The sequence below is a fragment of the Bacillus sp. CD3-5 genome, assembly GCF_006349665.1.
Classification (GTDB): Bacteria; Bacillota; Bacilli; order Bacillales; family Bacillaceae_G; genus Bacillus_A; species Bacillus_A paranthracis.
On record NZ_VEPX01000003.1, the window covers coordinates 190,198 to 209,182 of the forward strand.

The 18,985-nt window shown below is 35.4% G+C and carries 21 protein-coding genes; 4 read left to right on the plus strand and 17 right to left on the minus strand.

What is annotated here, in order from left to right:
* Positions 1 to 7: 7 nt before the first annotated feature.
* The 4 genes from ftsL to panE form a co-directional block, all read right to left on the minus strand.
* Positions 8 to 370 (minus strand): cell division protein FtsL, encoded by a 363-nt coding sequence (ftsL, locus tag FH036_RS08340; protein ID WP_000067081.1) that lies wholly within the window; start codon positions 368 to 370, stop codon positions 8 to 10.
* A gap of 15 nt (positions 371 to 385) precedes the next feature.
* Entirely contained in the window at positions 386 to 1,318 is a 933-nt protein-coding gene (gene rsmH, locus FH036_RS08345; RefSeq protein ID WP_000481789.1) for a 16S rRNA (cytosine(1402)-N(4))-methyltransferase RsmH, read from the minus strand.
* Positions 1,319 to 1,686: 368 nt separating this feature from the next.
* The gene (gene bshC / locus FH036_RS08350; protein WP_139895609.1) at positions 1,687 to 3,303 is read right to left on the minus strand and encodes a bacillithiol biosynthesis cysteine-adding enzyme BshC; all 1,617 of its coding nucleotides are present in this window, start codon (positions 3,301 to 3,303) and stop codon (positions 1,687 to 1,689) included.
* 79 nt (positions 3,304 to 3,382) lie between these two features.
* Complete coding sequence (panE, locus tag FH036_RS08355; protein ID WP_070806762.1) at positions 3,383 to 4,273, minus strand: 2-dehydropantoate 2-reductase; 891 nt, start codon at positions 4,271 to 4,273, stop codon at positions 3,383 to 3,385.
* A gap of 293 nt (positions 4,274 to 4,566) precedes the next feature.
* Here panE and FH036_RS08360 point away from each other — a divergent pair, with 293 nt between their 5' ends.
* Positions 4,567 to 5,040: an N-acetyltransferase gene (locus FH036_RS08360; protein WP_000506707.1), complete on the plus strand. Its 474-nt coding sequence runs from the start codon at positions 4,567 to 4,569 to the stop codon at positions 5,038 to 5,040.
* 35 nt (positions 5,041 to 5,075) lie between these two features.
* On the opposite strand, the gene FH036_RS08365 is transcribed toward FH036_RS08360, so the two are convergent.
* The 7 genes from FH036_RS08365 to FH036_RS08395 form a co-directional block, all read right to left on the minus strand.
* Positions 5,076 to 5,582, minus strand: a complete 507-nt coding sequence (locus FH036_RS08365) for an RsfA family transcriptional regulator (RefSeq protein ID WP_000246478.1) — start codon at positions 5,580 to 5,582, stop codon at positions 5,076 to 5,078.
* A 128-nt stretch (positions 5,583 to 5,710) separates the two neighbouring features.
* On the minus strand, positions 5,711 to 5,884 hold the full coding sequence (rpmF, locus tag FH036_RS08370) for a 50S ribosomal protein L32 (protein WP_001984764.1): 174 nt from the start codon (positions 5,882 to 5,884) through the stop codon (positions 5,711 to 5,713).
* Positions 5,885 to 5,945: 61 nt separating this feature from the next.
* On the minus strand, positions 5,946 to 6,446 hold the full coding sequence (locus FH036_RS08375; protein ID WP_000872145.1) for a YceD family protein: 501 nt from the start codon (positions 6,444 to 6,446) through the stop codon (positions 5,946 to 5,948).
* Between the two features lie 284 nt (positions 6,447 to 6,730).
* Positions 6,731 to 7,348 (minus strand): replication-relaxation family protein, encoded by a 618-nt coding sequence (locus tag FH036_RS08380; protein WP_002163540.1) that lies wholly within the window; start codon positions 7,346 to 7,348, stop codon positions 6,731 to 6,733.
* The gene (locus FH036_RS08385) at positions 7,290 to 8,471 is read right to left on the minus strand and encodes an FtsK/SpoIIIE domain-containing protein (protein WP_074543749.1); all 1,182 of its coding nucleotides are present in this window, start codon (positions 8,469 to 8,471) and stop codon (positions 7,290 to 7,292) included. Before FH036_RS08385 ends, FH036_RS08380 begins: the two co-directional genes overlap by 59 nt.
* Before the next feature lie 117 nt (positions 8,472 to 8,588).
* Positions 8,589 to 8,771, minus strand: a complete 183-nt coding sequence (locus tag FH036_RS08390) for a hypothetical protein (protein WP_074543750.1) — start codon at positions 8,769 to 8,771, stop codon at positions 8,589 to 8,591.
* Between the two features lie 3 nt (positions 8,772 to 8,774).
* On the minus strand, positions 8,775 to 9,077 hold the full coding sequence (locus FH036_RS08395; RefSeq protein WP_001267634.1) for a hypothetical protein: 303 nt from the start codon (positions 9,075 to 9,077) through the stop codon (positions 8,775 to 8,777).
* Between the two features lie 183 nt (positions 9,078 to 9,260).
* Between FH036_RS08395 and FH036_RS08400 the strand changes: the two genes are divergently transcribed.
* On the plus strand, positions 9,261 to 9,473 hold the full coding sequence (locus FH036_RS08400) for a helix-turn-helix transcriptional regulator (RefSeq protein WP_001237240.1): 213 nt from the start codon (positions 9,261 to 9,263) through the stop codon (positions 9,471 to 9,473).
* Complete coding sequence (locus tag FH036_RS08405; RefSeq protein WP_074543751.1) at positions 9,466 to 9,957, plus strand: hypothetical protein; 492 nt, start codon at positions 9,466 to 9,468, stop codon at positions 9,955 to 9,957. The genes FH036_RS08400 and FH036_RS08405 overlap by 8 nt, the downstream gene beginning before the upstream one ends.
* A gap of 123 nt (positions 9,958 to 10,080) precedes the next feature.
* On the opposite strand, the gene FH036_RS08410 is transcribed toward FH036_RS08405, so the two are convergent.
* Entirely contained in the window at positions 10,081 to 10,929 is an 849-nt protein-coding gene (locus FH036_RS08410) for an AraC family transcriptional regulator (RefSeq protein WP_074543752.1), read from the minus strand.
* 383 nt (positions 10,930 to 11,312) lie between these two features.
* Between FH036_RS08410 and FH036_RS08420 the strand changes: the two genes are divergently transcribed.
* Positions 11,313 to 11,837: a sunset domain-containing protein gene (locus FH036_RS08420; RefSeq protein WP_074543753.1), complete on the plus strand. Its 525-nt coding sequence runs from the start codon at positions 11,313 to 11,315 to the stop codon at positions 11,835 to 11,837.
* Between the two features lie 38 nt (positions 11,838 to 11,875).
* Here the strand turns inward: FH036_RS08420 and FH036_RS08425 are convergent, their stop codons facing one another.
* The 5 genes from FH036_RS08425 to FH036_RS08445 are packed head-to-tail and all read right to left on the minus strand — an operon-like array spanning position 11,876 to position 18,978.
* A complete protein-coding gene (locus tag FH036_RS08425) occupies positions 11,876 to 12,940 on the minus strand; it encodes an N-acetylmuramoyl-L-alanine amidase (protein ID WP_074543754.1) in 1,065 nt (354 codons plus the stop codon).
* Positions 12,937 to 13,176 (minus strand): hypothetical protein, encoded by a 240-nt coding sequence (locus tag FH036_RS08430; RefSeq protein ID WP_000253959.1) that lies wholly within the window; start codon positions 13,174 to 13,176, stop codon positions 12,937 to 12,939. Before FH036_RS08430 ends, FH036_RS08425 begins: the two co-directional genes overlap by 4 nt.
* A complete protein-coding gene (locus FH036_RS08435; RefSeq protein WP_000398745.1) occupies positions 13,176 to 13,412 on the minus strand; it encodes a hemolysin XhlA family protein in 237 nt (78 codons plus the stop codon). The genes FH036_RS08430 and FH036_RS08435 overlap by 1 nt, the downstream gene beginning before the upstream one ends.
* 38 nt (positions 13,413 to 13,450) lie before the next feature.
* Positions 13,451 to 17,500: a phage tail spike protein gene (locus FH036_RS08440; RefSeq protein WP_074543755.1), complete on the minus strand. Its 4,050-nt coding sequence runs from the start codon at positions 17,498 to 17,500 to the stop codon at positions 13,451 to 13,453.
* Positions 17,497 to 18,978, minus strand: coding sequence for a distal tail protein Dit (locus tag FH036_RS08445; RefSeq protein WP_074543756.1), 1,482 nt, complete (start codon positions 18,976 to 18,978; stop codon positions 17,497 to 17,499). The genes FH036_RS08440 and FH036_RS08445 overlap by 4 nt, the downstream gene beginning before the upstream one ends.
* Positions 18,979 to 18,985: the final 7 nt, after the last annotated feature.

Here is an 18,985-nt window from a genome sequence, read left to right on the forward strand (position 1 = left end):
TATTGCCTTATTTGAGGCCTTTCACATTATTCGCATTAATTTCTAGCCCGTGTTTTTTTGCAACTTCAGCGATTCGTTCATAACGACTTAACTTCTCTACTTCAGCCTGTAACTCTTGATTTTCTTTTTGCTGCTGTACAATTTTTTGTTCTATTGTCGCAGCTTCTACATTAACTTGATAAAGGCCTGCTTTATTTCCAATAAATGCTACACAGGCATACAATAAAAAGCCAATAAACGCTACATACAACAGTTTTTCGATTCTTGTAATCTTCGCTTTAGCTTTTGGCTGAACCATCTGCTGTGGGGGCGTTTGAATCTGAACCTCTTCTTGCGCTTGTTGCTTGTACTTTACAGCTAAGTTACTCATACCTCTCTCCCCTTTTTATCGTTTTTCAGCGATTCTCAATTTCGCAGAACGCGCTCGATTATTTTCTTCTAACTCTATATCAGAAGGTAAAATCGGTTTTCTTGTAATAAGCTTTAATTTTGGCTTAAATTCATCAGGAATAATTGGTAATCCTGGTGGCAATTGTGGCGTTGTACTATTTCGCTTAAACGTCGTTTTACAAATACGGTCTTCTAAAGAATGGAATGTTATAACGCTAACTCTTCCGCCTGGCTTGACCATCTCAATTGCAGATTCCAACGCTTCTTCAAATACTTTCAATTCATCATTTACCGCAATACGGATCGCTTGGAACACTCGCTTCGCAGGATGTCCACCCGTTCTACGAGCAGGAGCTGGAATACCCTCTTTAATTAGTTCTACTAATTCCCCTGTCGTTTCAATAGCTTTATTCTCACGATACGCTTCAATTTTCCTTGCTATTTGTTTTGAAAATTTCTCTTCGCCATACTGGAAGAAAATTCTTACAAGTTGTTCATATGACCAACTATTTACAACATCATAGGCTGTTAATGGGGCATCTTGATCCATTCGCATATCTAACGGGGCATCATGATGGTAACTAAAGCCACGCTCTGGTGTATCTAATTGCGGGGATGAAACACCTAAATCAAATAAAATACCGTCTACTTCTGTTATACCTAATTCCTGTAGTTTTTCAGATAGGTAACGGAAATTACTCTTTACTGTTATGAACTGCTCACCGTATGAAGAGAATTTTTCTTTCGCATTTTGAATTGCTATCTCATCTTGATCAAACGCGATTAATCTTCCGCCTTCAGTTAATTGGGATAATAAATAAGAACTATGTCCTCCTCCCCCCAGTGTACAATCTACATATGTACCACCTGGCTTTATATCTAAGCCATCTACTGTTTCCTTCAAAAGCACTGTTACGTGATTAAACATTGTTGCACCTACTCTTTTTCCAATTAATTATGTTGAATGTATCTCCTCCTCTAAACGCATATTTCACGACTAGAGAACGAAATACTATGAAAGAACGACTCATTTAACTTGCCTACAAAGGCAGCATACTATACAAATCGCCATTTTCTTTTATTATATACTAAATTTTATCATCTTTTGCGGGAATTTAAATAAAAAACTGTCGAAAAAGATAATAATACGTTTACATTTTGTGCTATTTTGTCATATATTTAAGTATCCTGCATAATTGCAATATCCACTGTTTTTAAATTAATAATTCAGAAAAATTTCACTTCACAGTAAATTCAACGAGATAAAAATAAAATCCTGCTCCTAAGAGCAAGATTCTACAGTTTTATAACGTGATGTTTTCCATTCCAAGAAAACGGCTTTTCCATTACACGATCAATGAAATCTAAACCGTACTGATTTAAATAGTAACATATATTCCACACACGCTCTTGCGGCGCTCCTGATGGACGGAGTGCAAATTGTATGCGACGGAATTTGTTTAGTTGCACTTCATGTTTTTTCTCAACATTTCTTTTCAACATTCTTTCCAACAGTTCGATTTGTTCATTAATTTTGAATTCATTTTTCCCTGCAAATGCACTTAACCCTGGATCTATTTTCTTCACAAACTGTTGTAATGACTTATGAATATTCATTATTTCTTTTTTCGCCTCTACAAATCGGTCATCTATCGGTTCCTCTATTTGATTAGATAACCAATCATCACGCAACTTATCTACGTTATTTAAAAACGGATCACTCTCTTGCAATTGTAAATCGTGTAAATCTGTCGCTATATCCCTCTCTATATAAGTAATTGTAATACGCGGAACGACAGGCGGCATTCGGAAACCGATAGTATGGAAGACTTGTTGTAATTCACTCCAGTAAGCTAATTCCCCTGGACCTCCAATAAACGCCAACGTAGGAAATACATACTCTTGCATAAGAGGGCGCGTTACAACATTATTACTAAAGCGCTCTGGGCTTCTTTCCATCTCTTCAATCAATTCTTCATATGAAAAGGAATACGTCCCATCCTTCCCAACAAACTTCCCTTGATTGTCTTCAAGCAACACTCGCTCATTATCAATTTCCATGAATATATGTACTGCATTAGACTTTGTTTCAATAATTGGCTTATATCCTAATTCTTTAATTACTTCCTGTTGGTTATGAAGCCCCTCTTGCACTTCTTTATACTTACTTACAATTTGTTTAAAAAACGGCACTTCTAATTTTCTTAATTCAGGATGATGCGAATCGACAAGAATTAAACCAGAATTTATGAACATTTTCATAATAAGGTGACCAAAGAAATCTACATACGTATTCGATTTCCGTAAAGAATCATCAATAAATCGCAGTACATCCTTTGTAAAATTCGTTTCAGGGTATGTTTTAAAAATTTCTTCAATCCACTTTCTACAGTCTTCCAAAGAAAGCTCAGACTCTGAAGCACTCGCCTTTTTCGGATTACGATCATGAAAAATGGTCTTTTTTATTTTTTTATTCTTCGTTACAAAAGTATGATTAATTTCATCCATATCATGGTCTTCACCAGCAATCCAGAAAACAGGAACAACTTTAACGCCTAAACTTTCTTCCTTTTCCTTCGCAAGCTGTAAAACTGAAATAATTTTATGAATCGTATAAAGTGGCCCAGTTAATAACCCAGCTTGTTGTCCAGCTATAACAACATATGTATCTTCATCTTCAAGCACTTTTACATTTTGAATTGTAGCTTCTCCCGCTTGTAATTTTGTATTATATTCTAATAAATGCGCTACTAAATCTTGGCGGAAAAACTCCCTCTCACGCAAATCTTGTACACGCTGTTTAAAAGCATCTTCTGTTAACATATAATCAAAACACGACTGTATCTCTTTTTTACCGTTCATATAGTCCGCTACAACACCTTGTTGCGGAACAGAGATTTCTTTTATCTCCATATAATTCTTCCTTTCGTATCCTGTTCTCTCACCAATCCACATTGTAGTCAATGTTTCACATAAAAGCAAAGAATTACACTTATACTTTTACTTCTAACCCTTTTATTGCATCGAACAAAAATTGAAGTGTCGGAACGGATCGTTGCTGTTTCTTAGCTTCTTCTAATACATATCCAACAATCGCACCAATCTCTGTTTGTCTATTCGCCCTTACATCTGCCAGCATAGATGATGTATTATGAGATGTTCTTTCACATACATGGCGTACCATTTCCCATACCATTTCTTTTTCTTCTTTAACGAGAAAAACGACTTCCTGGAATACTTGCTCCATCATCTGATAAAAAAACGGGTTCGTGATCAATTCTCCGTTCTTGACCTGTAATAATGCCGTCAATGGATTGATACATACATTCACTACTAATTTTTTGTGCATAACATCCTTCCAATTATCTTCTATTCGAATTGGAAAATACGGAAAAGGAAAGCAATTAAATATTTTTTCAAAATGTATAGACCGACCGCGCACGATTCCAAACTTCGTTACACCTATCCCTGTATGATAAACGATATGTCTTTCTTCTTTTTTCGCACCATGCTCTACAATTCCAACTGCAATATTTTCATTCTCTATTTTCTGCATAGCATGAAGGTGTGACATTCCGTTTTGCAAAAAGACTACTGAGGATTTCCCTCGCACAAAAGGTAGTATGTCAGTTATATGATATTGCTTAACAGCAATAAATATATAATCTAGCTGCTGGTCTAGCATACTTTCTATTGGTAATACTGGCGGGAATACCGTTTCACGTTTCCCCTCCCTAATACAAGTTACACCCGTTATATTTAATTCGTCAGCCTGCTTAGCTGTCCTTGTAAACAACGTAACATCTTGATTACTTTTTTGTAAATAAAATGTATACAATAGACCAATAGCTCCCGGTCCCACAACTCCAATTTTCATTTTCACACAAGGAACTCATTTGAACACGATACATAAGTCCCTTTTTCCCCTCCTCTTTTATTCCGCGAACCCCCGATTCATACGGAATCATAATTAACTAAAGATGATCAAATGCCACCTCTTCTTTCAATATGTATATACTACTTATTACTATGCTTCTACTCTTAGTTTAGCAAATCCTCAAAAAAATAATAAAAGAAATACACTATCATCTTCATAAAAATAAAAAAATGAGTTATAATATTATTATAAATATTTTCACTTTTCTGCATTCAACGAGACAAAAAGGATGTGATGTTATGGGATTCCCAAAAGTTGAGCGCTTGCTCATCAATTATAAAACATTAGACGAGTTTAAAAAATTTAAAGGCTGCGGAGCTCAAGAACTATCCATGTTAGAAGAATTACAAGCAAACATTATTGAAAACAATAGTGAATCTCCATTTTACGGTATTTATTACGGCGGATCACTCATTGCACGTATGAGTCTATACATGAAAAGGAACGGCGGGGAACCATTCGAAATTACAGGTACTTACCTAGAACTTTATAAACTTGAAGTATTACCAACTTTCCAAAAACAAGGATTCGGAGAAATGCTTGTAAATTATGCGAAGGGACTGCAGTTCCCAATTAAAACGATCGCACGTATCCATTCAGCTGGTTTTTGGGATAAATTAAATTTCCAACCTGTGTCAGTACCTGATGGTGATTTTTACGTTTGGCACCCAGAAACAAATTTGAATGCGGTTACAAACGAAGAGTCTGCATAAGAAATAAAAAAAACAGCTACATAGCAGCTGTTTTTTTATTTCTTTAACTTCTCTAATTTCCCATTCGAACGAGCGCTATTTCTTTCCGCTACCATTACACTTCTTTTTTGATCAATATAATCAAGCAATGTTCTATATTCTTCCTCATATACTGATAATCGCTCCAACAGGCTCTCTTTCTCTGTTTGTAACGATTCAATTTGCTGTTGCAACACCACTAAAGAGTTTTCATCTTTATAATTTTGCAAGAAATCAATAACATCATTCAATGTAATTGACGTAGGTTCTAATACCTTTGTCTCTTTCACTTCATAATTTTCCACTTTACGCAGTTGCTTCGCTTCTTCAATACGTTCTTTGTATTGCTTTCTAACGTAAGAATTCCACCTAAAGCCACATGCTGCTGGTGTACGTGATAAATGTCTTCCCACTTCTTTAAAGGCAGATAATTGCGTTCCACCTTCTCGAATATGCCGGAGTACTACTTCTGCCAGAAGCAAATCTTCATCATCAGTCCAAGCATCTTGTCTTGTTGTCGCCATCTCTCTAGTCCTCCCTATGCATTTTTTATTAAACATATGCAGTTACTAGAAAAGATAGAATACAACAAATGAAGAATAAGACAAAAAAATAAACGTAGAAGATATCTTCTACGTTTATTTTCCCGCAATTACTTGCTGATTACTTCTTTACCTTTGTAAGTACCGCATGCTTTACATACACGGTGAGCTAATTTCGCTTCACCACAGCTTGGGCACTCTACCATACCAGGTACTGATAATTTGAAATGCGTACGACGCTTTCTTTTTACTGTTTTAGAAGTTCTTCTAAAAGGTACAGCCATTCTTCCCACCTCCTTAAAAGAAATAGTTATTTTCATATGAAGGCCTGAACCAGTCTTCCGATTATTTGTCAAAAAACTTTGCAAGTCCTGCCAATCTTGGATCAACAGGCTTTTCTTTGTCTTCTTCCGAAATCACTTGCCAGTCTTGACCTTGCGTCGGTGCTCCACCAGAAACATCATCACTGAAAATTTGCATTGGAATCTCCAAAAGTATATTTTCCTTGATTACGGGCAGTAAGTCAAGTACTTCTCCTTCTAAACAATGAATTTCAGCTTCAGTTTCAAATTCTTCTTGTGAAGTTTGGAACACCTCAGTTGTTTTAATGTCAAATGGTAATGTCACATCTACTAAAGAGCGAGAACATGGTAAAACCATGCTTCCAGTTATATGTAGATGGAACGTAAACTTACCGGAGCCAAAATCAACTCTTCCTGTTACGTGAACAGGATTAATTTCACGAATATCTTTCTCGACCTCTTTTAGCTCACTTACATCTACCATCTCATCCAATGTCAATCCTTTATTTCTCAATTTATTCAATTGATGGATGGACCATTTCATATCATATCACCTCAAGGCAACAAACAAAATTATAGCTAGCCATTTTATATTTGTCAATGTTTTTTCTTTACACCTCTAAAGATGCATTGTGTCCATTATGTGATAAAACGTGTATTCTTGTCCAGCTATATTTTCTATTTTAGACAAAATGGACATAAAGTAAATAATAAATGTGGTACAAGTTGTGGTCAATGTGGTCTGCGTGGTCAAAAGAGAGTGGTCGTTTACGATCACTCTCTTCTTATATATATTCCCATTTACTATCCCTGTTAACTCCTACAGAATTAAATTTCTTGAATTACATATACTTTTACAAACACATCATATTTCGCTGCCAGTTGTTCTAATTTCTTTTCTCTATATTTGGTTATGGTAAAGAAATGAATAACTGGCACTTTTCCGTTATATTTTTGTTTATATATTTTAGTAAGCTCCTCGTAACATTTTAATTTCTCATCATTGACCACCATCTTTTGGGTACGATCTATTTCTACAGCATGAAGTATTCTGTCCTCGTCACGAAATTTCACATCAGGAATTATCTTCTTCTTTTTATTATCTTTTATATATCTAATTTCTGTTTCTACTTGCCAATCATCTGGGCAAAATAAATGTAGCCAAGCTTCATTCCGTAATATAGCATGTGACATTTTACTATGATGAACGACTTTACCTTCACCAAATAACTTATGTCCTGATTGATTTAAATAATAAACATACTCTTTGTTGTGAATCACTTTACTTGTGTAAATAGATAAATCATTCATTATCCTATTTGCATTCCTAATCCCTCCCATTTCGTGAACACACATTAAATGCCTTCTTGTTGCAAATTGTAACTTTCTAATCGTCGCAAGTATCGCCATTTGACGGTTGATTTTCAGGTGTGTTTGCATCCTCATGTTTTTCCACCTCATATTGTTTTAAATGGTTCCACATTATTTCATTACTAATGTAAGGGACTTGAATTTCAGTTAACCTGTCTGTTTTAAAAATTGCACGTCCAGGAATACTTTTTATCGATTCTAATCCTGATTCATCTATCACAACACCAGAAGCTGTTTGAGTTGGTAATCTGAACCCTAATTTCGCATCACTATTCTGTTTTACTTGTCGTGGCAATGTATCTCCTGTTGGATACTGTGTACAGAAAATTAATCTAAATCCTAACGCTCCACCTATACGAGCAATATGAGAGAGCATTTGCTGACACGCTCCTAATAGTTTTTGCTTTTCTTTTTTCATACTTTTATCAGGACAAAGCTCCGCCCCTTCGTCTACTATGATGAAATATCGTTCTTTCATATCCGTTTCTACAACATTTGTGTAATGTCTGGCTTTCATATATTGCATCTTCTCTTCCATCTTCCTAAGAATATCGCTTAATACCATAAAAGCTTCTATAGGCTTCTCTGCAACGGAATCCACTTGTTTTAAATGCTTATATGAACCGAACTCTAAACCACCTTTTAAATCAATAATGTATAAGTGAATATGCTCTGGTTGCGCTAGGGTAAGCGAAGTAAATACATTCTTTAAAAATACTGTCTTACCCATTCGCGTAAGTCCACCTAATGCCATATGTGGTGTTTTATCAAAGTCATGATATATTAATCTTTCTAAACTTTGCCCCATGGGAACCTGCCATTTCCCTTTCTTTATCAAACCAACTTCCCAGTCCCATTTATCCGGAACATCTTTATAAAACACACGGATATTCAATTTGTAATTATCATATTGAATCCGTACGGGCTTACTTAATCCTTCACTTACAACATCCTCTACCTTTTGAATGATTTTTGACGGCATCCCTACTGGCAATCGATACACATAAGTCGTACTACGATCATCCTCTTTTTGCTCAATAAAAACTGGATACTGTAATTTTTCATTACTCCTAATTGCAATTCCACTTACTTCAAAAAATACTTGTATCTTTTTCCGGTCATCCTCTTTATTTTTGAACTTATCACCGAATATAGCGAAAAGTATTGCCGCCAGCGGTACCGATAATAATTCAAACATAAAATCACTCCCTATATCCCTCTTATAGAGGGTATATATCCCTGTTTCAAGGAATACGAACGTACAAGCTAAAAACCTTATGTTCTGCACGATAATTAAATTCCACTTGGCATTCTCTCATAGAAACAAAGTGAGAACATAACGTAGAAGATATAAGAACGAGCCTGTAAGTGTCGTGTACAAGGTGATATGCGGAAGCCAATGTGGAACACTCTTCCCCATTTTCTCTGCTACCTTTATCGCTATTACTGACAAGCCTGTCGCTGTCCAAATTATTATCGCTTCCCCTGCTAATGTCATGGATTATTCCTCCTCTTCCTTTTCACGAAATGCAATACCTCTTCTCGTAAGAATGACATCATAACAATCCATTAGAATTTCCCAGTCTAAAATATCTTCTTCCTCTCCATATAAATCTTCTTCTAATACCTGTGACAAACTGAAATACCCCTTATATTCTTTTCGATCATAAACTTCATGATTTTTCATGTGATTTAGAATAGATTCTGTTTCTACTCTTGATCTTGATTCATTGTACAGATCTCTTAGTTCTTTTGAAGGATGTAAATATTGAGTTGTGTTCAAGTGATTATACTGCCAACGCATGTAACCATCTCCCCTCGTGATGACCTTAGTTCCACTTGGTGTTCCTTGTGGTCTTGATATAGGTATATGACTTAGAAGTAGTTATATTGCCTGTCCATTTAAACTTTTCTAAATGTTCGTTGATTAAATTAAAGGAGGACACATTTCCATATGCGAATTGTATATAATTAAAGAGGTGATATTGTGCGATTAAAATGTAAACTTCGTGTTATTTTTGCTGAAAGAGAAATACGTCAAAAGGAATTTTCAAATCTTATTGGAATTAGTCAAACTACAATGAGCTCACTTGTTAATAACACGACGCTCCCTAGTTTTCTCACAGCTTACAAAATTGCAAAAGAATTAAAATTGCACATGGAAGAAATTTGGATAGAGGAGGATAATGAAAATGTATAAAAAACTTATAAGTCTTTGTGTCGGAAGTACCCTATTTTTAGGTCTAACAGCTTGTGATTCTTCCAAAGAAAATGAATCAAGGGAAAAAACAAACGTCAAATCTCAAGAAGAAACTAAAAAAGATTTAACATCTCAGGATGAATTAAATAAGAAGATAAAGCAAGATGCTGAAGAAGTTAGTTTTGTTAAAGCAAATGGAGATCAATATGAAAAAGGAAAAAGGCTTAAAGCTACGGGAACGGTAGATTTATTACTTAAATCTTCAGTGCTACCTTCTTTTGTCATAAGTACAAATGAAAATGACGGAAAAGGTAGGTACACTATTCAAATCGCACAAAGTGGTGTGCAATCAAATGAAAATGAAATAACACTCAAAAGTGGATTAAAAATATCAAAAGGTGCAACAGTAACGATTTATGGTGCCTACGATGAAAAAGATAAAACAGGAATGCCTAAAATTAGCGCAACAATAATTGAACAATAAAAAATAGCCGTCATTTGACGGCTATTTTTGTTAATCAAACTATTCTTTTGTTTTATTTAACTTCATACCACCATTTATCATCTAGTTGAGCATTCATCAACCATATCTCATCACACATTATCATTATTTTTGAATAACTGGAACCCAAAGTTCACTACTCGGATTTCGATCAGGTGCTAAATAATTTTCAATACAAGGAAGATCTACCAACTCATATCCAGAGGTAGGTAGCCATTCTGTATAGAGGCGTTTCCATGCATCAGAGACATTTGGAAAAACAGCCCAAGTACTTTTAGGGATTATAATCTTCTCCATGCCAATAGTATATTCGCTTTGGTAACGGCATCCCATCATATACTCAAATGTTTCATCTGTTATAGCAGCTTGCTTTCCACATACACCTAAAAGACCTTCTAATTTACATTGCGGATTTTCCCACGACATATCTATAAGTTGTTTCAATAATCCACTTTTTGTTGCTTCCTCCCATAATGTCGGAATCATACGAAAGGCAGCCTCAGTTATGACTTTTTCTTTCACTCCTACAATTTCAACCTTACAATCTAGCACTTCAATTCTATACTCCATCTCCACATCCCCTTTAATCGTGATTTGAAAGGAAATTCTCGGAAAGGCTTTTAATTCAACCCCTTTACGTCTCGCTTCTGTTGGAGTCACCCCATGAAGGCTTTTAAAAGCCCGACTAAATGCGTCCGGTGAATCATATCCATACTTCAGCGCAAGATCAATAATTCGAATGAAATTATCATTTTGAAGTTCAAATGCAGCTTGTGATAAACGTCTACGCCTTATATATTCCGACAAAGTAAAACCTGTAATAGACGAAAACATTCTAGGAAAATGATACTCTGAACAACAAGCTAACCTCGCTACTTCTTTTGCATCTATTTCATTCGATAAATTTTGCTCAATATAATTCATCGAGCGATTCATTCTCTCTAACCAATCCATTCTAAATCCTTCCTTTCAAACACATTATGGACAAAATAAAAATATCTTTCCCGATTTTTGTTGATTGAAAGATGTCGGGTGTTTTTAATATTGATAGATTTTGAAAATGTACCGATACCTTCTGAAAAAATTTTGATAAATGACAAAGTTTTTTACTATTACCCGTTTCAACATTGTCCTCTACCTTTTTAAAGTTCTTAACAACCTTATTATAATTAAAACAACTTTTTTTTGTAATCAAGTATCATTATTGTGAATTTACAATACCACTTTTCAATTTCAAATTATTAAAAAGTTATGCATTCAATAAAAACTTTTCAATACTCCCCTTTCGATATCTGTTATACTAAATATTGAAATTTTCAATATTTAGGGGGATAGAAATGGAAAAAACAACAAATGAAAAAGAAGAAAAAAAACGCCGAGGGTGTGGATGTTTAGGTTGTTTAGGTATCATCATTTTATTAATTATTTTAATAGGCTCTTGTACAAAAAGTTCGGATAGTGATAAATCCGAAAAAGCCTCTACTGTTATTAAGCAAGAGGAATCAAAACAATCTGAGGAAGTAAAAGAAGAGGAAAAAAAACAACAAGATCTTCAGAAGCAACAAGAAGAATTAAAAAAGCAAGAAGCTGAACAAAAAAGACAACAGGAACTTCAAAAACAAAGAGAAGAACAGCAAAAACAAAAAGAGCAACAAAAGAAACAAGAAGTTGTTACTCCACCCAAAACAAATCAAGTAACAGAACAAAATGGAACTTGCACTATTAAAGGTAATAAAAATAGTAGAGGTGAGAAAATTTACCATATGCCTGGTCAACAGTTCTATGATAAAACAAATGCTGAAGAAACGTTCTGTTCTGAAGCTGATGCAAAAGCTGCTGGATATAGAGCTTCTAAAAAATAAAGTATAAAAAGCCGCCCAACAGGACGGCTCTTGTCTTTTTACTTCACATACACATAGGCTTCACTTGCTGTGACATAGTATGTTTTACCTTTACTATTGTGCACTTTGTATTGCGGGGATCCATTGACGTTTATTTTTGCATCAATTGTAAAACCTAATCCTGCATCTACAGAACCAGCAACATCTTTTTCCTGCCAAGATGGAGCATCATAGAATCGTAAATTATTAACTTTAGAAACAACACGCTTACCTACAATTGATGAATCTACTGTGCTTTTCTTACTAAACTTCACATAAGATGGATCGTTCTTAATCCATTGCTCTCTACCAAGATTTAACCAACCATCCTTTTCACCCCATACAACATAAGATTCCGGTTTATTTAGCTGTCGAATCTTAGAATAACTTGTACCAGGTCCTTTACGTAAGTTAACATTGTAACCTTCAATATAAGCAATACCATCTGTTACAGCCGTTGGAACTTCTGCTGGTTTAGATGGCTTATCAGGAACGGAAACTTCCACACTAGAGTTATTATATGCGCGCTGTACATCAGCGTGGAATTGAGCTTCTGAAACGCCATGAGACTTTAAGTAATCAAGTGGATCTTCATGATCTGTACCACCAAGATATTTCGTCACATCGTAGTGAGTCCACAGTCCTTTTTCTACTGATATTCCACGGTCACGAAGGATTTTAGCCAATAACTTAACGTACTTATCATAGCTTCGTTTGAATTTCTCATAATCTCTTGTTTCGCATAATTCTACGTGAACAAATCGTTTATTTGCTCCTGGTCCTGCGCCATAGGCAATGTATTTCGTATCAGCAATTTGGATTGTTTCATTCCAATCAACTGCATAATGCACGAATGCTGAACGCCACGTACGAGACTCATACTTTTGAATATTAATAGCTGGCGCTTCAGGAGTTGCTGTAGAATGTGCTACAACGCCCTCATAAGCACCTACACCATTACGGTATGGTTGTTTCGGTAGATCAGGAATAATCAGTTTTCTATCAGCAAAAGCACTTGTTGCAACGGATAAAGCTAAAATAACAGCAAAGACTACAGAAGAAATATGTTTTAATGTTTTTTTCATTTTATATCAGCATCCTTTTTCATAATTTTTGTGTGGTCAAATAATCCACTTGCTGATAGACCAATGATGATTCCTTGAAATACATTTGTTTTGATATCTCCGTCCAAAAATAAAACGCCTAGCACAATGCCAAGCGTTAAATTTAATAACGGAACATATTTTGTTTGTAATCCAATTGTTTTTACGATTTGTGAGAGACCAACTACAATACCAATCATTACAGCTAAACTAACCATTACATACCACCTCCTTTCATTAAGAAAGTGAGAATACCACCAATAATTCCACCAACTATAAGTCGTAAAATCCAAGTAGTATTGGCGCTGATTTTATCTAACTGTTTGTTGATATTAATAATGTCTTTTTCGTTACCTGTTGTGCGTATTTCTAAGCTTTTCACTTCTAATCTTATTTCCTTAATTTCTTGCTTGATTTCTTGAACATCACTTCTTACTTCTTGTAATCCTTCCACTTTGATCACCTCTTTTTAGACAATAAAAAAAGACCAGCTTATGGCTGCTCTGTTTGCGTTGTATTTTCTGTTGTTGGTGTTTCATTCATCAATTTTCTTACCAATTCTTCTAGTGCCGCGATTCGATTATCTTGATCCACCTCCTTAAGTTTTTGCGCTTCAAGTTCTTGCCTTTGTACCTCAAGTTCCTGCTTCAACATACCGTGATCAAATCGAAGATTTTCAACTTTAAAGTCAACTTCTTGTATTGCTTGAATAGAAATTGCAACCGAGTTATAAAGTGTTACAGCGTCTTTCTCTGGTGTGGTGAATACATCGTCAGAGTCCTCCGCAATCATACCGTAATTAATTGGAAGTGTAATAGACTCCCCTGACTCAAAGCGTTCAACATCTCTTATAAAGTGATACTGTTTAATGTTTACAGAGTTGATTTTATCTAAAGCGGAGAATGGAAGGTCTTCTATGTTCGTTTTAAGCGTACGAGAAGAACTAGGGATAAATTCTTGCGCCCACATACGCCCTGTAGCAGATATATTTTCTTTAGCTCGCAGTGTTCTTAATTCTATATCTTTCCACCCTTGACCCATCATATCTTTAATCTGCAAGCCGTTGTTATAACCTTGTACAAAACTTGATCTTATCATTGCATTACCCATGACTAAATCATGATCGGTGGCGCCGTTTATGAAATGTATTTTATAGTCACTGCCTTTTCTTTTGAAAGTAAACTGCCCCGAGTTATTTGTAAAAATATGCGGTTCAGTTGTAGTTACAGAGAAGTAACCATATCCTGGAGCCCATCCTTCAGATTCAAAAATAATATCATTCAAGTTTTTAAAACGAAATTGTCCATCTGAATATACGCTCAGATGTCCACCGTCATTCTGCATTTGAATATAATTTGACCATATATTATTCCCTTCTGCATTTTCCCCTTTAGAAATCCCAAATTTTGCATACGCTTTAGAAGGTTGTTCGATACCATTTATTCGTGGAGTCGTTTGATAAATATAGAACGATCCTGTACCCTTGTATTTATTATTGTCAGAACCAAGGACTAATGAAGGTTGAATACTTCCATCATTTGTCTCCATAAATCCTATATAACCACGTGGCTTATCTAAATCGAAAATCTTCATGTCTTGTTTATTTATTTCAACAAATCTGTTTCCACTCGTTTTAAGTGTTACTCCTTCTAAAACCTGCCCTTTAATATGATCAGCTGTAATAAAACCTCTTAAGTTAATTCTATTTGCATTCAAAGTAATGTTTTCTTTACTCATATTGAATGCTGCTATTACATCATTTTCTTTTACAGATATACTAACGCCCTTTTCAGTTAACTGAAGACGGGTTTCCATATCTCTTACATAAGATGATGTGGCAAATTGTCCATTTGCTTGCTCTTTTGTATATACCTCTGTCTTTTTTGCTGCGGCATTGATACCCTGTTCATTGATAGTAAAACGGTTATCAATCAGAGTCATCTTCTGGTTAAATTGCTCAGTTGCAAGCTTATTAGCTAATTCATCTAATAAATCTTGTTTATTCTGATTAACTGTTTGCTTCAACTCAGGGATCTTAAACCCAGCGACATAATCCTCCACTTGTTTAAGCTCAACTTTACCTTCAAGTGCTTTTGCAGTATTTTCCCATCCAGCCTTTGCCTCTTGTAATTGTCTTCCTTGTTCTGTCTGCGTATCTTGTATTAAAGAGACATTTTGTTTAATAGCAGTTGCATCTTTTTCTACAGTAGCAACACGCTTATCAAATCCACTTTGATTATTTTCTACTTTTGTTATCGTTTCTTTGATACCATCTACACTTCTTGTAATTTCAGTGGTTTTCTTGGTGAATTCATCGGTTGTTACCTGTTCTTCAGGCGCTGGCGTCCAATCCTGTGGCTTATTCCCTTTATACAGGGCAACCCATTCTACAGTTGCCTTTGTAGTATTACTTGGATAGTTATATAAGCTTAACTTTCGTTCATTCCCACTTGTAGTTGCAACAGCTTTAAAGGTTACATACGTTATTCCGTTAGCATAAACACTTGTTGCATATCCAACATTATTCGAACCGCCATTCTGCCAAATCCCAAATTTCTGACCTTGTGGGACACTTCCCTTAATCACAAAAGTATATTCCTCGCCTGCAAAGAAATTTTCAGTTAGAGAATATTGATTGATTAGGTATTCTGTTTTTTCGTATTTAACATTTGAATCTAGTAAAAGGTTGCGCCCTCCAGCTTTATCGTTATTAACCTTTGTTTCTACACTTGTTAGCTTCTCACTAATCTTCCCAGCTTTTTCTTCTATTTCAGTTGTTGTTTTCTTAAGCTCACTTGTTGTTTGCTGTACATCGGATATCGTCTTTTTTGTGCCTTCCACAGTTTGCTCTACTGTATTTAATTTACTGCTTATTTCAGTATCTTTTTTCGTTAACGTTTCGATAGAAGTTTTAAATCCATTAGAATCCTGTTCAAACTGAGTTACTTTCTTGTCAATTTCACCTTGTTTGTTTTCGATATTAGAAATTGTACGACTGACACCCTGTAAACCTTCCTGTACTTGATTGAATTGTCCTGTAGCTTGATTCTGTGCTTCTTGAACCTTTTGATTTAATTCTGATTTTGTGGACTCAATATCTTTATTAACCTGCTCAAGTGTTTCTTTCTTAACTGATTCAACATCTGGTACAACCGATTCCCAAGCTGTACCTGTCCATATTTTTAAAATGCCGGGCTTTCCGTTACTAATATCACGCCAAAGCGTTTTATTAGGTTTAAGACCTGTTGTCGGTGGATTCTTAGCTTCTATAATTTCAACAGTATTATTTTTAATATTCTCTTGTACCTTTTCGGCAAGTGTTTTCGCTGCTTCTGATTCTTTCTTAGCGTTACTTGCTGTTTCATTGGCTTCTTTCACTAATTTATCTAGCTGATCCAACATTTCTTGTTTCTCACCGAATTTACTAAGGATTCGATTGTAAATCTTTCTTAGTTCCTCGTTTGGGTCTACTATCTCTCGATAATCCCCAAATTCGTATTTATCTTGTGCAGGATCAGTGAATGATTCGTCACCAGCAATAACACGAGCTTCAAGATATAGCTTAGGTATGAAGCCTGTATCTTTGATTCGGATTGTATCGCCTTCATTGATTAGTTCATGTGCTAGTCCGAAAATGCGACCAATCGATTGTGCCTCTACTTCATACGAAACTGAAGAATTAATACGTTTTTTCAGTTCTATTTCCATTAATGTCATTAAACGTTGCGGAGTCATATTTAACTCTTCTGTTTCTGGCGTATAAAAACCAAACTTATGCTTACCACGTTCGTTCCATCGTTGAAATGCATCATTATCAACAATATACGGAAGTCCCCTGTTAATACCTTCAATGGTAATTACATTATCGCCTTCACCTTTTACAAATCCGACTAGTGCTGTACAAATATCTCTTGAATGTTCAATACGTGTAACACCTATCAAATCTTTCCCCAACTCTATTTCTTTACCAGTATCTCGGCCACGCCTTTGAATCATATCAACATACCATCCAACTATTTGTGACCCTTGAACCTCAACGCGATATTGAATTTCTAACTTGAATAAAGAAGCTATTTTCTTTAAAAAAGTTAACGGATCCATAAATTCATCAATGGTCATAGTGTGAAAACCTGCATAATCTGTTTTTCCACGTTTCCATTTCATGCCTACAAGAGCCATATCAATGAATTCGTTTACTGTTTTACCTTCTATCCTTTGTGGTTTTATAATGCCTGATTTAGCAATTTGAACCCAAGCTCCTGAAGCATATGTGGTAATGGATCGTTTGTCTGAATTCTTCTCTGTTTCTGTAATGACATATGGTACAACTCTTCCATCGCGAACTTCTTTTAGAACAAGATTTTGTTGTTGTAGTGTAGCTGAATGAGTAGTTCCATCAAAAACAGTGAAATCCAGCATATCAACATTGTTTTTTAGTTCCCAACGCCTATTATCATCCCAATAGTCATTTGGCTGAATAGCTGCAACGATTTGATCTGTTTTGAAATCCACAACATGCAAAATCCCGCTTGGTGTTCTCATCTGTATCTCTCCCTATAACTAACAGTCGCTTTAACATCTGGTGGCATTATATCAATACGATTCTCACCACGTATGATATTTGGAAAATTACTAAAAATGTCTTTTAAATTAATCGCATTTTTACCGTTAATGGTTACAAGACTTTTTTCTGTATCAATTATAATCTTGTCTCCCGTATCAAAAATGTAAGGCGGATTATTTTGAGTATTTAAATTCACTTTCCAAAACTTTAAATCTGAAACGGTCATCGCTTCTACTGGCGGTACATCTTGCCATTGCATAATACTGATTTGAATTTGCGCCGCTTTTTCCATGTGATAGTTATTTTCATCCGTCCACCGCACAAATCGTTCAGAATCATCTTTTTCCGTCCCCGGGAGGAATTTCGAAATATACGCTTCCCATACATTTCCTGTTCTAGCTATCCACAATCGCCCTTGATACTGGTTCCAAGTGTTTGGATAATCTCCACTTTCATGAATTAAACTTCTTCTTCCTGGTTTATTATCATAACCGATTACCATTGTTCCGAAGTTTTGTTCAGCTTGCCAAAATACATCAGTCATAGCTATTTTCGAAAGCACTTTACTGTTTTCATCTAATATCGCTATTTCCACTCGACCCATCTCATTGATACGTTTACTTTTACATGTAACATAAGCCTGCATAATAAAATCTTGCACTGGCCCATTAGGTATATTTTTTTTAACAGCTGCACCATTCCATCCTTTTCCTGTCCCTGTACCATAATTAGAGCAATAAAATTGATAACCGTCTGATTTCATTTCACCGACTGGGTTGCCATCTTCCATTGAACTTACTTTACTCCACCCAACAGTGGTAGTCATTTCATCCCATATCAGCCTTTGATTTCTCTCTACAGGTAGTTGCTCTGTTTTCAACGGATAACCGATTCTAAAATAATCACGATTATACGGATACTCACCAAACCATACATCTAAAAATGTACTCGGTTTCTTGGCCTCAATCTCAATAATTGGAGGCGCTTCTACATTACCTTGATTGACGAAAGAAGTAGTGATTTCAGTGGACCAGTTTTGAGTAAACGTATGAGTATTTTGTTTACCTAATTTATACGGCATTGGACAAACAAAAGTAATAACACCTCTACCTCTATTGACTATTTCGTCCAAATCAACAGAACCATCAATTAATGCTAAATAAGTCCTGTCTAACTCATCATCAAAAATAAGTTCAGCTGGTTGCTCTGTATATAGCCAATCTGCTAAATCTTCTTTTATCTTTTGCAAATCCGCCATATCTTTTTTTGCTTTAATGACAAGAGGAACATCAATACGACGTTCCTCCGTTTCTGTATTAATAAAAAGAGCCCCTGCACGATGAGGGACTCTTACTAATTTTCTTTTAACTGGAGCCCATGAAGGACGTTTTCTTCCAACCAGCATTTGAATATAATCTTTTCTAATATTATTAAAAGTAAAACTAAGTTTCCCCAACGTGCTC